At 58.1% G+C, this 16,637-nt stretch carries 15 protein-coding genes and 2 pseudogenes; 6 read left to right on the top strand and 11 right to left on the bottom strand.

The window, feature by feature from the left end; translation table 11 throughout:
- The first annotated feature begins 1 nt into the window (after position 1).
- The gene (locus AC5J09_RS28080; RefSeq protein ID WP_494299101.1) at positions 2-961 is read left to right on the top strand and encodes a sugar phosphate isomerase/epimerase family protein; all 960 of its coding nucleotides are present in this window, start codon (positions 2-4) and stop codon (positions 959-961) included.
- Positions 962-1,628: 667 nt separating this feature from the next.
- On the opposite strand, the gene AC5J09_RS28075 is transcribed toward AC5J09_RS28080, so the two are convergent.
- The 4 genes from AC5J09_RS28075 to dctP (AC5J09_RS28060) all read right to left on the bottom strand — a co-directional run bounded on the left by AC5J09_RS28075 (position 1,629) and on the right by dctP (AC5J09_RS28060) (position 4,964).
- Complete coding sequence (locus AC5J09_RS28075; protein ID WP_494299100.1) at positions 1,629-2,066, bottom strand: type II 3-dehydroquinate dehydratase; 438 nt, start codon at positions 2,064-2,066, stop codon at positions 1,629-1,631.
- A gap of 11 nt (positions 2,067-2,077) precedes the next feature.
- Positions 2,078-3,379 carry a TRAP transporter large permease gene (locus AC5J09_RS28070; RefSeq protein WP_494299099.1) on the bottom strand — a complete coding sequence of 434 codons (1,302 nt, stop codon included), beginning with the start codon at positions 3,377-3,379 and terminating at the stop codon, positions 2,078-2,080.
- Positions 3,376-3,894 carry a TRAP transporter small permease gene (locus AC5J09_RS28065; RefSeq protein WP_494299098.1) on the bottom strand — a complete coding sequence of 173 codons (519 nt, stop codon included), beginning with the start codon at positions 3,892-3,894 and terminating at the stop codon, positions 3,376-3,378. Before AC5J09_RS28065 ends, AC5J09_RS28070 begins: the two co-directional genes overlap by 4 nt.
- An 83-nt stretch (positions 3,895-3,977) precedes the next feature.
- Positions 3,978-4,964, bottom strand: a complete 987-nt coding sequence (dctP, locus tag AC5J09_RS28060) for a TRAP transporter substrate-binding protein DctP (protein ID WP_494299096.1) — start codon at positions 4,962-4,964, stop codon at positions 3,978-3,980.
- 234 nt (positions 4,965-5,198) lie between these two features.
- Here dctP (AC5J09_RS28060) and AC5J09_RS28055 point away from each other — a divergent pair, with 234 nt between their 5' ends.
- Entirely contained in the window at positions 5,199-5,855 is a 657-nt protein-coding gene (locus AC5J09_RS28055; RefSeq protein WP_494299095.1) for a GntR family transcriptional regulator, read from the top strand.
- Between the two features lie 19 nt (positions 5,856-5,874).
- Here the strand turns inward: AC5J09_RS28055 and dctP (AC5J09_RS28050) are convergent, their stop codons facing one another.
- The 4 genes from dctP (AC5J09_RS28050) to AC5J09_RS28035 are packed head-to-tail and all read right to left on the bottom strand — an operon-like array spanning position 5,875 to position 10,561.
- Positions 5,875-6,861: a TRAP transporter substrate-binding protein DctP gene (gene dctP / locus AC5J09_RS28050; protein WP_494299094.1), complete on the bottom strand. Its 987-nt coding sequence runs from the start codon at positions 6,859-6,861 to the stop codon at positions 5,875-5,877.
- A gap of 30 nt (positions 6,862-6,891) precedes the next feature.
- Entirely contained in the window at positions 6,892-7,785 is an 894-nt protein-coding gene (locus AC5J09_RS28045) for an SMP-30/gluconolactonase/LRE family protein (RefSeq protein WP_494299093.1), read from the bottom strand.
- On the bottom strand, positions 7,782-9,668 hold the full coding sequence (locus AC5J09_RS28040) for a bifunctional sugar phosphate isomerase/epimerase/4-hydroxyphenylpyruvate dioxygenase family protein (protein WP_494299092.1): 1,887 nt from the start codon (positions 9,666-9,668) through the stop codon (positions 7,782-7,784). Before AC5J09_RS28040 ends, AC5J09_RS28045 begins: the two co-directional genes overlap by 4 nt.
- On the bottom strand, positions 9,665-10,561 hold the full coding sequence (locus tag AC5J09_RS28035) for a shikimate dehydrogenase (protein ID WP_494299091.1): 897 nt from the start codon (positions 10,559-10,561) through the stop codon (positions 9,665-9,667). Before AC5J09_RS28035 ends, AC5J09_RS28040 begins: the two co-directional genes overlap by 4 nt.
- A 184-nt stretch (positions 10,562-10,745) precedes the next feature.
- Between AC5J09_RS28035 and AC5J09_RS28030 the strand changes: the two genes are divergently transcribed.
- Positions 10,746-11,408 (top strand): TetR/AcrR family transcriptional regulator, encoded by a 663-nt coding sequence (locus AC5J09_RS28030; RefSeq protein WP_494299090.1) that lies wholly within the window; start codon positions 10,746-10,748, stop codon positions 11,406-11,408.
- A 389-nt stretch (positions 11,409-11,797) separates the two neighbouring features.
- Here AC5J09_RS28030 and AC5J09_RS28025 read toward each other — a convergent pair whose 3' ends face one another.
- Positions 11,798-12,244, bottom strand: coding sequence for a hypothetical protein (locus tag AC5J09_RS28025; protein ID WP_494299089.1), 447 nt, complete (start codon positions 12,242-12,244; stop codon positions 11,798-11,800).
- Between the two features lie 14 nt (positions 12,245-12,258).
- The gene (locus AC5J09_RS28020) at positions 12,259-12,594 is read right to left on the bottom strand and encodes a hypothetical protein (protein WP_494299088.1); all 336 of its coding nucleotides are present in this window, start codon (positions 12,592-12,594) and stop codon (positions 12,259-12,261) included.
- Between the two features lie 241 nt (positions 12,595-12,835).
- Between AC5J09_RS28020 and AC5J09_RS28015 the strand changes: the two are divergent.
- The 3 genes and pseudogenes from AC5J09_RS28015 to AC5J09_RS28005 all read left to right on the top strand — a co-directional run.
- A pseudogene (locus AC5J09_RS28015) lies at positions 12,836-13,324 on the top strand (CBS domain-containing protein); the annotation flags it as partial.
- A gap of 213 nt (positions 13,325-13,537) precedes the next feature.
- Complete coding sequence (locus AC5J09_RS28010; protein ID WP_494299087.1) at positions 13,538-14,428, top strand: dihydrodipicolinate synthase family protein; 891 nt, start codon at positions 13,538-13,540, stop codon at positions 14,426-14,428.
- Positions 14,425-15,228, top strand: a pseudogene (locus AC5J09_RS28005) (NAD(P)/FAD-dependent oxidoreductase); the annotation flags it as partial. The gene AC5J09_RS28010 and the pseudogene AC5J09_RS28005, both read left to right, overlap by 4 nt.
- A 22-nt stretch (positions 15,229-15,250) precedes the next feature.
- Here the strand turns inward: AC5J09_RS28005 and AC5J09_RS28000 are convergent.
- Positions 15,251-16,591: a hypothetical protein gene (locus AC5J09_RS28000; RefSeq protein WP_494299086.1), complete on the bottom strand. Its 1,341-nt coding sequence runs from the start codon at positions 16,589-16,591 to the stop codon at positions 15,251-15,253.
- Between the last annotated feature and the right edge of the window lie 46 nt (positions 16,592-16,637).

Raw genomic sequence — 16,637 nt, 5'->3', positions numbered from 1 at the left:
GATGAAACTCGGCTTCGTTTCCGACAGCCTCGGTGGAGTGACCTTCGACGGGCTTCTCGACAACGCCGCGCGCCTCGGTGTCTCGGGCGTGGAGGTCAACACAGGCGGCTGGTCGACCGCTCCGCACTTCGACCTGAAAACGATGAAGGCAAGCGCCGATGCTCGCCGCGCCTTCACTCGCGCCTTCGAAACCCGCGGGCTTGAGATCACTGCGTTGAACGCCAACGGCAATCCCTTGCATCCAACCCAACCTGAGCAGGGTCAGTGCCTCAAGGACACGATCCGCATCGCCGGCGAAATGGGCGTCAAGACCGTCTGCACCATGTCCGGACTGCCGGCAGGCCGTAACGGCGATCTGATGCCGAACTGGGTCGTCTCTTCCTGGCCGCCGGAAACGCAGGAGATCCTGCGGTACCAGTGGGAGGACGAGCTCCTACCCTTCTGGAGGGAGATCGTCGTTCTCGCGGAAGACTGCGGTGTCGAACGCATCGCACTCGAGCTTCACGGCAACCAGTGCGTCTACAACATTCCCTCTCTTCTGAAGCTCCGGGCGGCTGTCGGCCCGATTGTCGGCGCCAATCTCGATCCATCGCATCTGTTCTGGATGGGGGCGGATCCCCTCGTCGCCGCCGAAGCACTTGGCGAGGCCGTCTATCACGTCCATGCCAAAGACACGATGCTCAACGCGCCTGTTCAAGCGACAACTTCGCTCCTCGAAAATGGTTCGCTGATGGACATTCCGGCGCGAAGCTGGTCCTACATCACCCTCGGTTTCGGCCACGGCGAGGAGTGGTGGCGACAGTTTTGCTACCGCCTGAAGATGGCAGGCTATGACGGCTGGCTGTCGATCGAGCACGAGGACGTGCTGCTCAATAGCCTCGAGGGGTTAGAGAAATCCGTCGCCCTGCTCAAGGGGGTGATGCCCGTCGCGCCGAGTGACTTTAAGCCGCAGGCAATTTGAAGGTCGAACGACGGTGGGCCCAATTTCACATGGACGTCCGTAGTTGCCGCTCAGAACAGTAGCGAATGCGAGGCCCGAATGAAGGTGCACCACCAAGCAGTCTTTCGGAACTGAAGTCGATGATTGCCTCGAGACACGCTCGAAGGCTGCTATGAGGGCGCGTTCAGCCTCGATCAATTGTTGCATGAGCATGCAGCGCTGCTCGGCTATTATGCGAGATTTGGGTAGAAGTGCGTCCAGCTCTGCGGCCGGCGCGTTCTGTGCCTGACGTTCAACCGATTCCTGCAGGAGGGCCCGTCCTTCGAGTTCGCTCCTTCGCTGGCGAAGCCGGTCGGCGTGGCATTGCGCCTTGTTGTACTGTTTGAGCGCCATCGCGGCTTTAAGCCTCAACCTCATCGGGAGAGGCCTGGCAACCGGTCCTGCGTTCCCATAGTACCGCTCCGCTTGCTCACAGGCTCCTCCTGGACCGAAAAGGCATACCTGCTGGGCCTGGCGGGCCGGGTCCGCCCGTTACACCATCTTTCTAGCGCACATCCGGCTGGTTCGCGCCGCGCAGGGGCCAGCTCCTTTAGACTAGACGCGCTACCCGCGATGAAGAATGGGGCGCTGAGTGGCGAAGGCGCTCTGCTGCCATCACGAGATGGTTAAATTGAGTCGTGGTGCGCTATCACATCTGTTTCAGGATCAGCATCTCCAGCGCCTTCACAGCCAGCGGGTATCCCTCCGCCCCCAGCCCCGCCATGACGGTGGTCGCCGTCATCGAGACATAGGAGCGGTGATAAATTGGCTCGCGGCGATGAACGTTGCTGATGTGAAATTCTATAATCGGCCCCTTGAACATCTTGAGGGCGTCTAGGAGTGCGACCGAGGTGAACGTGAAGGCGGCAGGATTGATAATGATCCCCTCGCCCTCGTCGATTGCTTCATGAACCCAGTCGATCAACTGTTCTTCGCTATTGGTCTGACGAAACTCTACCGGCCGATCTCCCGCCGCCTCCCGGCACCAGGCCTCGACTTCGGCCAGTGTCGTCGTCCCGTAGATTTCAGGCTCTCGCTTGCCAAGGCGGTTGAGGTTAGGCCCGTTCAGAATGTAGATCGGCTTCATGATCACTCCCATCAGCCCTGGTAACCAAGCAGCCTTGGCAGCCAGAGCACGCTGTCAGGCACAAATGTTATGAAGACCAGACACACCACCATCCAGAAAAGGAAGGGTGCGGCATCTACGATGATGCTCTTGATCGGCGCTCCAGATATTTTCGCCACGATGAACAGCAGCAAACCATATGGCGGCGTTACTAGGCCCAGCATAATGTTGACGACCACGACAACGCCAAAGTGGACAAGGTCAATCCCAAGGGCTTGCGCTGTCGGTATGAACACCGGCACGATGATCAGAAGGATTGCGGTACCCTCGAGCAGGCAACCGAGAACGAGCAGGATGACGTTCACGAGGATCAGGAAGCCAGTCGGACTCAAGTCCCAACCGGTCAGCAGAACCCGGATTGAGTGGGGAATGTTTTCGATCGTGACTACATAGTTGAAGACCAATGCGCCGGCGATCAGCATGCCGATCGAGGCCGTCGATTTGGCGCTTACCGCAAGTGAGCCGTAGAAGTCTCTGAGGCTGATGCTGCGGTAGAGAACAACCGATATGATGAGAGCATAAGCAGCAGCGATGGCCGCTGCCTCGGTCGGTGTGGTCACGCCGGAATAGATGCAGCCAAGCAACACAACAGGCATCATCAGCGCCGGAAAGGCCCGGATGGTGATTCCCGGTATCTCGCGAAGCGGCACCGGTTCTTCAACTGGGAAATTCTTACGCCGGGCAATGATCACTACCTGAACCATTTGCAGACCGGCCATCAAGAGCCCCGGTACCATGCCGGCTAGAAAAAGGTACCCTATGGAAGCATCAGAAACGAGGGAATAGATGATCATCGGGATCGATGGCGGGATGATCGGGCCAACGACAGCGGTCACGGCGGTTAGGGCGGCCGCAAAGCTCGGTGTGTAGCGGCCTTCGCGCGTCATCATACTCTGCATCATCTTGCCGCTGCCTGCGGCATCGGCAATCGCCGAGCCGGACATGCCGGCAAAGATGATGCTTTGGACAATGTTAACCTGGGCGAGACCGCCGCGGAAACGCCCGACGAGGACGTTGCAGAATTTGAGCAGGCGCTCCGTCATGGAGCCCACGTTCATGAATTCCGCCGCCAGGATGAACAGCGGCACCGCCAGGATGACGTAGTTCGAATACATACCGTTGAGGAACTGCTCGGCTGCAATTCCCATGTCTGCTCCGGCAAGCCAGAGGTAGAGGATCGAGCCGCTGATCATTGACAGGCCGATCGGCAGCCCCATGAACGCGAGCACGGTGATTACTACCAGGGTGATGGAGAACGGGCTTGCCAAATTCATACGCCGGAGCCTGCTTTAGTGGGATCAAAAGCGTCGGGCGCCCTGCCACGGAAAGCCTGTACAGCCAGCCAGATATATCGAAGGATCATAGCGATCGCGAAGATCACGTAGATGGAGTAGAGATAATCGAAGCGGATCTTGAGGTAGGCAGTGCTCTCCACCTTCATGAAAGTCACATAATCGATGACCGCCGGCAGCGAGATGCCGAACAGGAAGATCAACGCTGCCGCGCAGATTATCTGCATCACACGCCGCGACCGGTCGCTCGCGCCCGCCCATATGAGGTCAAAGCGGATCTCGTCTACCTCGCGCACCACGAAGGCCGATCCGAACAGGACGATCCATATCCAAAGAGCAACGCTGACTTCGTGCGTCCAACCGATGGACAGATTGAGCACATAGCGGAACACGATCTGCAGCGTAAAGATGATGAACATCGCCAGAAGCATCAGGCAGAGAAGATTCTCCGCACGCCGTCTCAACCATCCGCCGATGGCCAGCAGTTTGGGTGGCATGTCGATTTCTCCAGAAACGACAGGGCGAGGTTCGGATCCCGCCTCCGCCGCCCCTTATGTTCCAATAGCGAGTTAGCCGCGCCTCAAAGGCCGGCTACCTTCTCCAGGATACCTTCCGGCCATGACTTGGCCAGGTCGGAGTTCAGATACTTCTCCTGAGCGAACTTCCGGAAAGCCTCGATGTCAGGCTCGTAGATCTGTAGGCCCGCAGCCTTGAACTCTTCGAGCAGCGCTTTCTCCTGTGCGATATGCTTCTCTTCGCTGAACTTCATTGCCTTGTCAGCCGCGGCCTGAAACGCCTGCTGTTGTTCCGGCGCCATCGCGTTCCAGACATCGTTCGAGATCACCAGCAAGTCATAGCCGATCAGGTGGGATGTCATGACGATCTGCGACATCACTTCGTAGAACTTCATGTTCTTTACGTTCGGCAAAGGGTTGTCCTGGCCGTCGATGGCACCGGTCTGAAGTGCTGTGTAGACCTCGGCATAGGCCACCGGCACTGGATTGGCGCCGAGAGCCTCCCCGAGGAACTGCCATGCGTCGCCGCCCGGCATGCGCAGCTTGATGCCGGCCATGTCCTGCGGCGTCGTGATCTTCTTTTCCGGCTTCAAACCGACCTGACGCGCGCCAAAATAGGTTGGTCCAAGAATGTGGATGCCGAGTCGGTCTTCGGCCATCTTCTTGAACTCGGCGCCGACATCGCTGTTGAAGAAGGCGCTGAGATGTGCCGCGTCGCGGAACAGATATGCGGATGTCAGCACGGACCACTCAGGAATCTGCTTGGAAATATCCTGAGGTGCGATATTGCCCATCTGGAGGTTGCCACGCTGGATCGCAACGAGCTCCGTGCCCTGCTTGAAGAGATTTCCGCCGTAATAGGGCTCGAGCGTGAAATCGTTTTTGATATCCTCTGCCAGCATCTTGGTCATCTCGGCGCGGATATCCTGCTCCGAGAAAACAGCCGAAAACTTCAAAACTGGCTTGTCCTGCGCCAGGACGGGTGCGGCGAATGCCGCTGCGACCAGCATGGTCGCGCCGACAAGATAGCGGCGGGTCATGTTGAAAGTCATAGTGTCTCCTCCCAGTTGATTCTCTGCCATCCGATGGACAGCGGCCTCCTCATCAATGGCCGATCCTCCTGACCACTATGGGTGCAATAATGTACGGAATAGTCCGTTTAATCAATGTAGTGCATGACAGAATGACGCATCGAGAAAATGAGTCAACAACTTTTATCCTATATTTCCCATAATATCGGATATATAAGCTTTCGCATGATACACGCCCAAGACAATGCCAAGAGAATGACAAACGAAACAGCAGGTGAACTCGCCTTACGTCGGATCCGGGGGGATCTGATCTCGGGGGCCCTGCCCCCAGGTTCAAAGATCAAGTTGGAGCAGGCACGGGATCGCTACTCTGTAAGCGTCTCAACCCTCAGAGAGATCCTCAGTCGCCTGACCACGGAGAACCTGGTAGTCGCTGAAGGCCAACGTGGATTTGAGGTAAGCCCGGCGTCTCAGCGAGAACTTCTGGAACTAGCTGATATGCGAATCTTATTGGAGTGCCACGCCATCGGCCTCTCCTTCGCTGCTGGCGATCTTGATTGGGAAGCGCGCCTCGTCTCCGCGCACCACAAACTGTCGGCCGTGGAGCGAAGCCTTCTAGGCGGCGATGCTTCTCGAACCTTGGAGTGGGTGCGGTACGACTGGGAGTTTCATCAGGCAATGGTATCGGCTTGCAATTCAGCGACCCTGATGGCCACCCTGTCGTCCGTCTTCGACCGCTTCTTACGCTATCACCTTCTCGCCCAGAGCTTCCGAGGCCAGCCGGTGGTTGATGACCACAAGAGGTTGTTCGAGCTTGCCATGAACCGAGACCTCGCGGGCGCACGCGCAATGCTCACGAAGCATGTTCAAAGCGGGGCAGATCATGTCCTGAAGAGCGGCCGCATTCCTTGAATGCGGACGCTCTCGTCCTTTAAAGTGCGTCAATCCGCTCTAGCATCCCGTCCGGCCAAGAGGAGGACAGGGGCGAGTCCATGTACTGCTTCTTTGCATAGCTTCGGAATGCCTCTAGGTCGGGCTCGTAGACATCCAGCCCCTGCTCTTTGAAGAACTCCACCAATTCCTTCTCCTGCCTCAGGTACTCCTCGGTACTCCAGGCGAAAGCCTTCTTGGCGGCCTCACGCATGCCCCTCTGTTCCGCTTCCGGAAGCACTTCGAACACTGATGAGCCGATTAGCAGGAGACCAAATCCGATGTTATGACCAGTAAGAACTATCTGATCGGTCACCTCGTAGAACTTCATCAGCTTGTCGTTAGGTAACGGATTGTCCTGCGCGTCGATCGCACCAGTTTGCAGACCGGTGTAGACTTCTGCGTAATCCATGGCGACTGGGTTGGCGCCAATAGCCTTGCCCAGGAATTGCCAGCTTTCACCACCGGGCATGCGCATCTTTACGCCGGAAAGATCCTCCGGCTTCATGACCTTCTTGTCCCCCTTCAGATTGACGTGGCGCGCGCCGTAATAGGCCGGCGCCAAGATTTCGACGCCCAGTCTCGCTCGCGCAATCTTCCGGAACTCTTCACCCACCTCACTTTGAAAAATCGACTGAAGGTGAGCGGCGTCACGAACTACATAAGCTGCACCAAGGATGTCGAACTCGGGGGCCTGTTTCGCAAAATCGGACGGCGGCAGCATTGCCATTTCAAGGTTGCCGCGTTGGACAGCGACCAGTTCGGTGCCCTGCTTCAACAGTGTCGACCCAAAGTAAGGCCTGAAGTCGTATTCTGGTCCTAGCTGCTGCGCAAAGATGTTCACCAGCGCTTGCGAACGCGGCGCATCCGCCGTCGTCACATCTGCGAACCTAAGCGTTGTCTTTGCGTAGGCGGCAAACGGCATGCAGGCCGCTCCGACCACCGCTGCGGAGCAGACTGAAAACTGCCGTCTTGAGATTTTCAACATTTCTCCTCCCCTCGTATATACGTCGTGTCCTCACACGCCGAACCTGTTTTCCGGCGTCCCCTGGGCGACCCCATGCACGGCGAACACTGCCCCCGCGACTGGCTCCGACGCCAGCTTCTCCTCCGATAGAAATTTTGTTGCCGTCGTAATCATCAAAGTTCGGAAGTCTTCTCCTCCGAAGCAGACGCAGGTTGCGTTGCTCACCGGCAATTCTATGATGGTGTCTATCTGACCTAACGGATTGTAGCGCACGACGCGGCCACCGGCGAAAAAGGCCGTCCAAAGGCCGCCGTCTGCATCGAAACATGCACCGTCGGGCCTCTCGCCAGTTGCTGAGTAGTCGGCAAATAATCGTCGGTTGGAGATTGCCCCATCCTCCGGATCCATGTCGAAGACCCAGCTCTGGTAGCGCCGCGTGTCTGTGAAATGGAACCGTCGGCCATCCGGCGAGAACGCAATCCCGTTGCTGACAATCACATCACCAAAAACTTTGGTTACACCCCCGGATGGGCTCACCCGGTAAAGTGCCCCGGTGGGTCGTTGAAGCTGGTTGTCCATAGTCCCCACCCAGAACTGGCCCCATCGGTCAACTCGCCCATCGTTGAGGCGGTTGTCGAGATCCCTTTCAACTTCAACGACAGTTTCCGAGACTCCCCCATTAGGAGTCTGCAGGACGAGGTCCAAATCGTGTGCCAGAAGGTGAATGCCGGTCGAAGTCAGGGCATGACTGCCCACAAATGTCGTTCCGCGTATCGGGAAGATCTCGTGGAAGCTTGCCGAGGGATCGTAGCTCTGCAGCTTTGGGTTCTCGATATCCAGCCACCAGAGCTTCTTCGTGCGCTCACACCATAGGGGCGTCTCGCCAAGTCGATCGCGAGACCGTACCAGGCACTCAACACGCGATTTTGGAATGATCCTTGTCATACGACCGGCATTCCCTCCGGCCTAATCTGCTTTTTCAAAGCCGCTATTCGGAAAATCGCATTGGCGGCCCCATAGCCGCGATATCCGTTTCGTTGGACGATCTCTAAGAAGAAACCCTCGGCAAAGGTCCCACTGTAAAGCTGGAAGTACTCCCCCTGCTCGTCCCGGTCATAGAGGATGTTCTCCGCCTTCAATCGCTCCGTCAGCTCCGGATCGAGGCCGAAGCGTGCTTCGACGTCGTCGTAGTAGTTCAGCGAGATCCGCAGCGGTTGGAATCCGTTGGCCCGCAGCGCCTCGGCGGTCGCGAAGATATCGGTGGTTTTGAACGCAATATGCTGGATACCCGAGCCGAACTTTTCAGCTATGAAGTGTCCAGCCAGAGTGCGTCGGTTTTCTGCGCCATTCAGGGTGATGCGTAAGGTCCCCTCGCCGTTCTCGATGACTTGGCTGCGAACCACCCCGGCGGGATCGATGATGTCGACCATTGCGGACTTCTCGGCCTCGAAGATCGAGGTGTAGAAGAGAAGCCAAGTGAGCATTTCGTCATAGGCCACAGTTTGCGCCACATGGTCGACCGCGATCAGGTGCGCTGTCGTCGTCTGCTCTTCGTCGGACACAGGTACGAAGTCCACCTCCCAGATCCGGCCGAGTTCGGATGCTGCATCGATCAAATACACCAACCCGCCGCCTACGCCGCGGATCGCCGGCACCTCAAGCTCCCCAGGAATGACCGGCTGACTAAACGGTTCTGCGCCCAGCGCTACGGCTCGTGTGAGTGCAGCTTTCGCGTCTTCCACCTCCAGTGCCATGGCATAGGCCGAGGCTCCGTGTACGGCATAGGCGGCACTGGCGAACCCGATCGTTTCAGTGTTCACGAGGATGCGGATTTCGCCCTGTTGATAGACGCTGACCTCCTTCGTTCTGTGCGCTCGGGTCTTATGGAACCCGAGCGTGCGCAGCATGGCGATCAACTGCTCGGCATCGCCCTCACCCACCGAAAACTCGATAAACGCTACCCCCTTCACTGCCGCACGATCAGGCATTGGCGGGACGGAAAGGGTCGCAGCCTCCCTGCGCCGCACCTGGTCACCCAGATAGATCAGCGAGCGATAGCCATCAGCCGCGATCGCCGTGGCCGAGCCGCCCCGGAACTGGTCGTTGAAGATTTCGAGGGAGAAATAGCTGTCGTAGCCGGTGTCTGCGATCGCAGCCACGAAGTCCGCGACCGGAAGATCGCCTTCCCCCGGCATGTTGCGGAAGTGCCTACTCCAGTAGAGCAGATCCATATCTATGAGCGGCGCATCCGCCAACTGGACGATGAAAATCTTGTCCTTCGGCACCGATCGGATCGAGCCGATGTCGATCTTGCGGGCCAGAGAGTGAAAACTATCCAGGATCAGTCCAACGTTCGGATGATCGGCGCGGCGGACGATCTCCCAGGCATCGCGATGATCGAAGATATGGCGCCCCCACGCCAGGGCTTCGTAACCAACCCGCAGGCCCCGCTTTGCAGCCCGCTCACCGAGTTCGTAGAAATCCTGAGCGGCGCGATCGATGCCTCCCAGGGAAACCGGCGATACATTGGAGCAGACAAGAAGGAGATCGGTCCCGAGTTCCTGCATGACGTCGAACTTCCGCTCGGCACGCTCGAACGTTCGAGTACGGTGTGGCTCCGGCATGCCCTCGAAATCCCGAAACGGTTGAAACAGCGTGATTTCCAAACCGAAGTCACGCACCATCCGACCAACGTCACGAGGGCTTCCATCGAAGGCGAGGAAGTCGTTTTCGAAGATTTCGACACCATCGAAACCCGCCTTGGCGATCGCCTCCAGCTTCACGGGAAGTTCGCCACTTATGGAGACTGTCGCGATCGAGGTTCTCATCGACCACCCCCTGCCGCGCGTGCGGATTGACCGCGAATGCGCGTCATCTCTTCAAAATGCCTCAGCATACGTTCGGCATCAGGTTCGACGCCGGTAAAGAGCTGAAAAGCTTTCACGGCCTGAAAGACCGCCATACCCCCGCCATTCAGGATCCGGCACCCGCGGCGCGCGGCCTCGATCAGCAGTTCGGTGCTCAGCGGGAAGTAGACGATCTCGGCCACCCACAAGGAAAAGCGCAGAAGATCCGCGGGCAAGGGCAAGCCTGGATACTTCGCCATCCCCGTCGGCGTCGCATGGATCAGCCCCGAGGCAGCCGCCATCGCCTCCGGCAGGTCGGCCCCGGCCTTGATGGACGCACCGGGAAAATGCCGCCGCATATTCTCTGCCACTGCCAGCGCGCGATTTTCGTCCTCGTCGAATATCGTCAGTGCGGCTGCTCCGGAGCGCAGAATTGCAAAGGCGGTGGCAGCACCTGCGCCACCGGCTCCAAGCTGCACTACCGAGGTCAGATCGGCATGAGGCAGGCCACGGCGGAAGGCTTCGGCAAACCCCCACCAGTCGGTGTTATGCCCATGCCTTCGTCCGTCGCGCAGGACAATAGTGTTGACAGCGCCAAGAGCCACCGCCTCGTCTGACAGCGTATCGAGGAACTCGATTACCTGTTGTTTGAAGGGATGCGTGATGTTCAGACCACCGAGTCCCCGCCGCTCCACCTCCGCGAGAAGATCGGCCAGAGGCTCGCCGCCGTCGACCCCGTCCAGGTCAAATAACTCGTAAAAATACTCGAAACCTTGCGCCCGCCCCTCTGCCATATGCAAGGCTGGCGTCAAGGACGCTTGGATGCCCTTTCCGATCAATCCCGCCTGAAAAGATGCAATGCCGACTGTTTTCATACCACGCTGAACACCGGCTCTGGACGATGTCGAACATGTCCGCCAGCGGCGCTCCTCCAACACATTATGGGCGAAATTGATAATGTACTAACCAGTCCGTGTCAATCGAAGCTCGATTGAAAGCCGAGGCCAAGCTCAATATGAAGTGGTTGCAGATGGGCGAGCGTGCCGCCGCCCGAGGTGGATGGGGAAGATGGCCAAGCTAGTTGAACGAGAAAGCCGGAAGAACGACCCGGAGAAAACCAAGGAGGATATTCTGAAGGTCGCTACCGAGGAGTTCTCCGCCTTTGGCCTTTCGGGCGGCCGAGTGGACTCGATCGCCGAGAAAACACGCACCTCCAAGCGGATGATCTATTACTATTTCGGCAGCAAAGAAGGTCTTTATCTTGCGGTTCTTGAAAAGGCCTATCGCAAGATCCGCTCGCTCGAAGCCGATCTTGAGCTCGCTGACCTGCCCCCGATCGAAGCGCTACGGACACTGATCGCCAGTACTTTCGATCACGACGAGAAGAACCCGGACTTCGTCCGGCTGGTCAGCATCGAGAACATCCATCATGCGGCCCATATGAAGCGGTCATCGGAAATCGGTCACCTCAACCTGTCCATCGTTAGGACCATCGACGAAATCCTGGATCGAGGCCGCAGGGAAGGCGTCTTCCACAGCGACATCGACGCCGTCGATCTGCATATGCTCATAAGCGCGTTCTGCTTCTTCCGCGTGTCCAACCGATACACCTTCGGCACCATCTTTCATTGCGATCTGTCAGAACCGGGTCTCTATAACCGCCACAAGCAGATGATTGCGGACGCGGTTACCGCTTATGTGACGCGTCGCCAAAAGCCTTGACAATTAGGTGCCCTGAGCAACTTTCATCGAGGCACGGGAGACGAAGCGACATGTCGTTTGCTCTTGAGGTCAAGTGACCCTTCGAGGCGAAGTACTTGAAGGCCCTCGAAGAGGAAAACGCCAACCACTTCGGAGAAGGAATCTTCATGCGGCGGCCCGAGCGCAGAGTTCCGGTCGATACATTATGCGACGTAAAACCCACAGAACGAGAACTTTCGCAGACCAAACTGAACGTCGCCATATAATTTCGGACTGCGGTCACGGGCTCTTGGACTGAGCACCCACAATTTTGGATTCCTGCAATCCCCTCCGCGGAGGCACACTTCGGCCGTCGCTTAACTGGGCTCGGAGACGTCCTCTCGTCGCCGGGAGGCGAGCAGAGGCATCCTTCAGAATGTCACGGTGGCGGCTCTCGATTTTGAACGGCGCCGGCAATGGTGCTTCGGGCTCCCACTCCGGGGAAGGACGAAGGAAAGCTCGATCCGAGGGATTCCAGTTCCTTTAATGATGCCGACGAGTTCGTTGCACATGGTGGCATTCAGGCCCTCGGGCGCAGAAAGGATCGGCCCCAGGTCATCCTGAGCATAGGCTTCCTTTAAGGATTCAAGGCCCACTGCAATGCGTCGGAGTGTCTTCCTGCCGAGCGGCAATTCCGGTTCGACGAAGGGCATCAGGGTCTGGTTGTTCAATCCTACGGGAGACTCGATCGCGAGACCGAAGGTTCCTTTGAAGGTGTGCGCGAAACGGCACCCATCTGCGAACTCTTTGGCTTCCTTCACCGTGCGCCGGAAGGAGCGTTCGCCGGTTACCACCGTCGTCGCCGACGCGGCGATCATCCCCTTCATCCCGTTCAGGTACGATCTGGCAGCCCGCAGCTCGATGGATTATGCCTCAGATAGTCGTCCGGAACCGTAGCGAGTATCTTGTCGTAGCTCAGCGACGCCAGCATCGCTAGAAGAGCTGATACCGAAAGACCGTAGACCTGCCGAATGGTCTCCAGTGCAGCCGCCAGTTCGGCGTGATCTGCATCGGCGCCGCCACTCTCTGTCGAGAAGAAGATGTTCACGGGAGGACTCCCGTCGCCGTCGGCGCGGACGAACCGGGTGAGCGCCCCGTCCCTGCTCGTCTGCTGCGTCCATCCCTGTCGTAGGAGGTAGTGCATGATGGATTGTTTCGTCGCGCCCATCGCTTCACTCCCCGAACGCTGAGAAGGCAGCGTCCAGCCGCTTTCGATTGTCGTCGAGGATGGTCGTCAATGTCGAAACGTTGAGCAGGTTGGCCGGCGGCAACCGTCAGAGCGCGAATGCGATGGCAAGGAAAGCGCCTCTTGTAAGAATGCTCATGAAAACTCCAGGGGCGAACGTCCAATGAAGGCCCGTCATAAGGATTCAAGCCTTTACGAAATCTGCCAATCAGATAGTCAAATTGCGATGGCTGCTGATCCCGAAATACTCCTTATGGATGAACCATTCTCGGCACTCGATCCTCTTATCAGGCGGCAACTTCAGGAGCAATTTCTGGATCTCTCGAAAGTACTCAAGAAGACGACCGTCTTCATCACCCATGACCTTGACGAAGCGATCCGATTGGGAACGCACATCGCCATCATGAAGGACGGCCGGTTCGTGCAGGTGGGTACCGCCGAGCAAATCGTGACGGAGCCCGTCGACGATTACGTCGCTGATTTCGTGAAGGGAATTTCCCGACTGGAGCTGGTTTCCGCCGGGAAGGTGATGCAGGCCCTTGCCGCCGGACAGACCCCGGCCCCCTCCGGCCCCTCGGTGCTCGCGTCAGACAAACTGTCGAAACTCCTGCAGGTCGCGAAAGAACACGATGGAGTTATCACGGTCTCCGATGGCAAACGACCGGTCGGCGTGATTTCACGACATGATCTCCTAAATGCGGTCAGCGGATGAGTTTTGAGTTGGCGTTCCCCGACTTGTTGGGTCACCTCCTGTTCCCGGCAAGTGCTTCGCTGGCAGTGACCCCGTCATTGCCAGCACTTTCTTCACAAACTTGGCTGGCCCGAACCGTGTCCAGGCCTTGAGCGGAAAGATCGGCCCGCCTGCTCTCAGAAGTAGACGCACGATCAGTACATGGCTGAAACTTTTCGATGCCGGAACTCCAAGATGACGAACTTTCCTTTCCCTGCCCTCAACCTCGCGATCACCACACCGTTCGACGGGGAAGGTCGCATTGATTTCGCCCGGTTGGAAGCAAACATCGAACGGTACCTGGCGATCGGTGTCCCTGGCTTTGTGCTGAGTTCCGGGACCGGCATGCACGTCTACCTGTCAAAGGAAGAATCCAAAGAGCTCGTGCAGCGTGGCGCGAAGATCATCAACGGGCGCGCGAAGGTCATAGTGCAGACTTCAGCCCTTCTCACGGACGAGGTCGTAGAGCGTACGCGGCACGCCGCCGATTGCGGCGCGGATGGCGTCATGGTCCTGCCGCCGTTCTTCGAGGGGCCGACCGACGATCAGGGCATCATTGATTTCTATGCGGAAGTCGCGAAAGCGGGTCTGCCCTTCATCGGCTACAACGTGCCGCAGGCCGTGGGCGTCGCCGTCACCCCGTCGCTGCTGAAAGAGCTTTGCGCCATCCCCGGCTTCTGCGCCGTGAAGGACAGCAGCGGCGATCTCGGCAAACAGACGTCGCTCATACGCACGGGTCTTCCCGTCATGAACGGCGCTGACCAGCTCGTACCCTATGCACTTTATGCCGGCTGCAGCGGGCTCATCTGGGGTGGCGCGAACTTTGCGCCGCGCACCTGCCTTGCCCAGGTGTCGGCCGCATCGGCGCGAAAGTGGGAGGAAGCGCGTGAAATCTGGACAGCCCTCGAGCCTGTCATGTCGCTGATCTGGGAAGGCGACTATGTGCAATCCGTGTACGCGGCAGCGGAACTCACCGGTTACGGCGCGGGCAGCCCGCGCAAGCCGCTGAGGCGATTGAACGGCGATCGGATTGAAGCTTTGCGGGCGGCCCTCGGAGACCTTGCCGAGCGGGAGGCGGAATCGTGAGAACGAATTCGAAGAAGGTATTCGTTGCCTCGAAGCTCCCGAAACACACGGGTGTTTCGGCTCGGGTCGCGATGCCTCCGCCCCGCGTCGGAAGGCCCCGACTTGAGGGGTGTTCTACCGCGGACGTCGTCATCATCGGCGCGGGCTTTGCCGGACTCTCTGCAGCCCATCGCATCTCTGAACTCGACCCAACAACCAGGGTCGCGGTACTAGAGGCCGACGCTGTCGGCGAAGGCGCTGCCGGACGTAACTCCGGGTTTATCATCGATCTGCCGCATGAAGTCTCGTCCGACGACTATGGTGGCGACTCCGCAAGCAAAAGCAAGCAGCAGATTCTCATCAGTCGCAGCGCGATTGCCTTGGCCAAGGTCATAGCTGAGAAAGAGGGATGGAGCCGGGAGATCTTCGATCCGTGTGGCCGATACAGCGTGGCGATCAGCAAAGAGGGTGATGATCACCTCGTCGGCTATGCCGCACAACTGAAACAGCTCGGCGAAGACCATCGGCTCCTCGATGCGCGAGAGATTGCCGAGGTAACAGGCACTCGATCCTATACGTCCGCTCTGTACACTCCGGGTTCCGTAATCGTGCAGCCCGCTGCATACATTCGAGGTGTCGCGGACTGCCTTCGGCAGCCCATCACGGTATACGAGCGAACACCTGCAGTGTCGTTTGAGAGCACTGGGCAAGGATGGCTCGTCAAGACTCCTCAGGGCTCGATCAGTACCGGCAAAATCATCCTCGCCAACAACGGACATGCAGAGAGCTTCGGCTTCTTCAAAGGCCGTCTCCTGCATATCTTGGGTTCCCGATGGAGGCGCTCTATTTGGCTTTCGTTGCCATGTCCGCTGCGGGCGCCTCCGGGAACAGCACGGGGACAGCCATCACGGCTGTCAGCACGAGAATAGCAACGGTCAGCACGGTCATGAGGACCGTCAGCCTGGACATGGTTCGTTGCGATGCGATTGCTTCCAGAGCATTGATCAGATTTCCTTGTTGCACCAGAAGGTCCCGGATTGCTCGATCTGATGTACTTAGCCGCTCCAATAAGTCCATCGACCTCTGCGTCGAGGCAGCTATTAGGCTGAGCGGCGCCCGCCCATCCTCCTGAAGTAAGAAGTCACCATTATTCCACAGCACGTTCTGAAAGGCGTTCGGCAATTCGGCGGCGAGTAATGATACGTCGATGCTGCTAGAGGTAACCCTCTGAAGTCGCCTTATCGCTCTGGCCGCGTCTCCTGAGCGCCTCGAGGACGGCGTACCGTCACGCACGACGCTCAGTTCTTCCTGGTAGAGCCGTAGGAGCGCACTGATGCCCCAGTGGCCGATGAAGCCTGGAAGCTCCATCGACAGCCTATTGAGGTAGGCGTCGTCGCTGTCACCTCCACAAATCGCATTGTCGATTGCCTTCAGGTCGCTCCGCTCCACGTAAAGGACGGAATGCCCTTTCTCGCTCTCCACGTGCGAAACCGGATGAGCGAACGTCAGTCCTGGCAGATCGGAACTGTCCCAACGTGCCCCGCCGTAGTCCAAGCCGAGATATTCATTCCATAGATTGCGGGTCGCCTCACCATCACTGGTACGGATGCCATCCACGAACAGCAGTTCACATGTCGGAAACAATTCCAAGTTCCCACTGGTCGAAAAAGCGCCAGGCAGGTTGGTCTTGAACCAACCGAGAATGCTACTCCGAAAGCCCTTGCGGGCCTCCGCGATGCTTTGCCGTTTGATACCACGAGGATGGGTAATTGAATGCCCCCGCTTGGTACGAATCAACCTCGTGCCAAGAGAGGAGCGAGCGATCCTTTCGTAGACCCCTTCGGCATCTGTCTTCGCGTCGAAGGTGACGACGATACAACTCAGTGAGGGGCTTATGGACAAGAACTCAGCTTGGGCGGCGTCGAACCCATCGGGAAGCTCGCCAGCGGTGGCATCCCTGTAGACCTGTTTGCTACCGGGTGGCACGATGGTACCGAGGTTGAGCCAGATTCCGCCCGAGCTCTTGCGTGATCTTGCCACCCATTCTGCGGCATTGGTGCGGAACGGCGTTTCCGCGGAGTTCCACCCCAAGTTTTTCAAAGCAACGAACAGTTGCTCAGCATGTGCAGGAGTGTAGAATTCGGCCGCATACACTCTCTTCAATGCAGTGTGCTGGGTGACCAACGGTATGCTGGCCGGTATTTCCTCTATGTCTTTATTCCGGAAGTAG

The sequence above is a fragment of the Sinorhizobium sp. genome (assembly GCF_059070375.1).
Note: the sequence above shows the minus strand (reverse complement) of the source record. Positions and strands in the feature narration are given on the sequence as shown.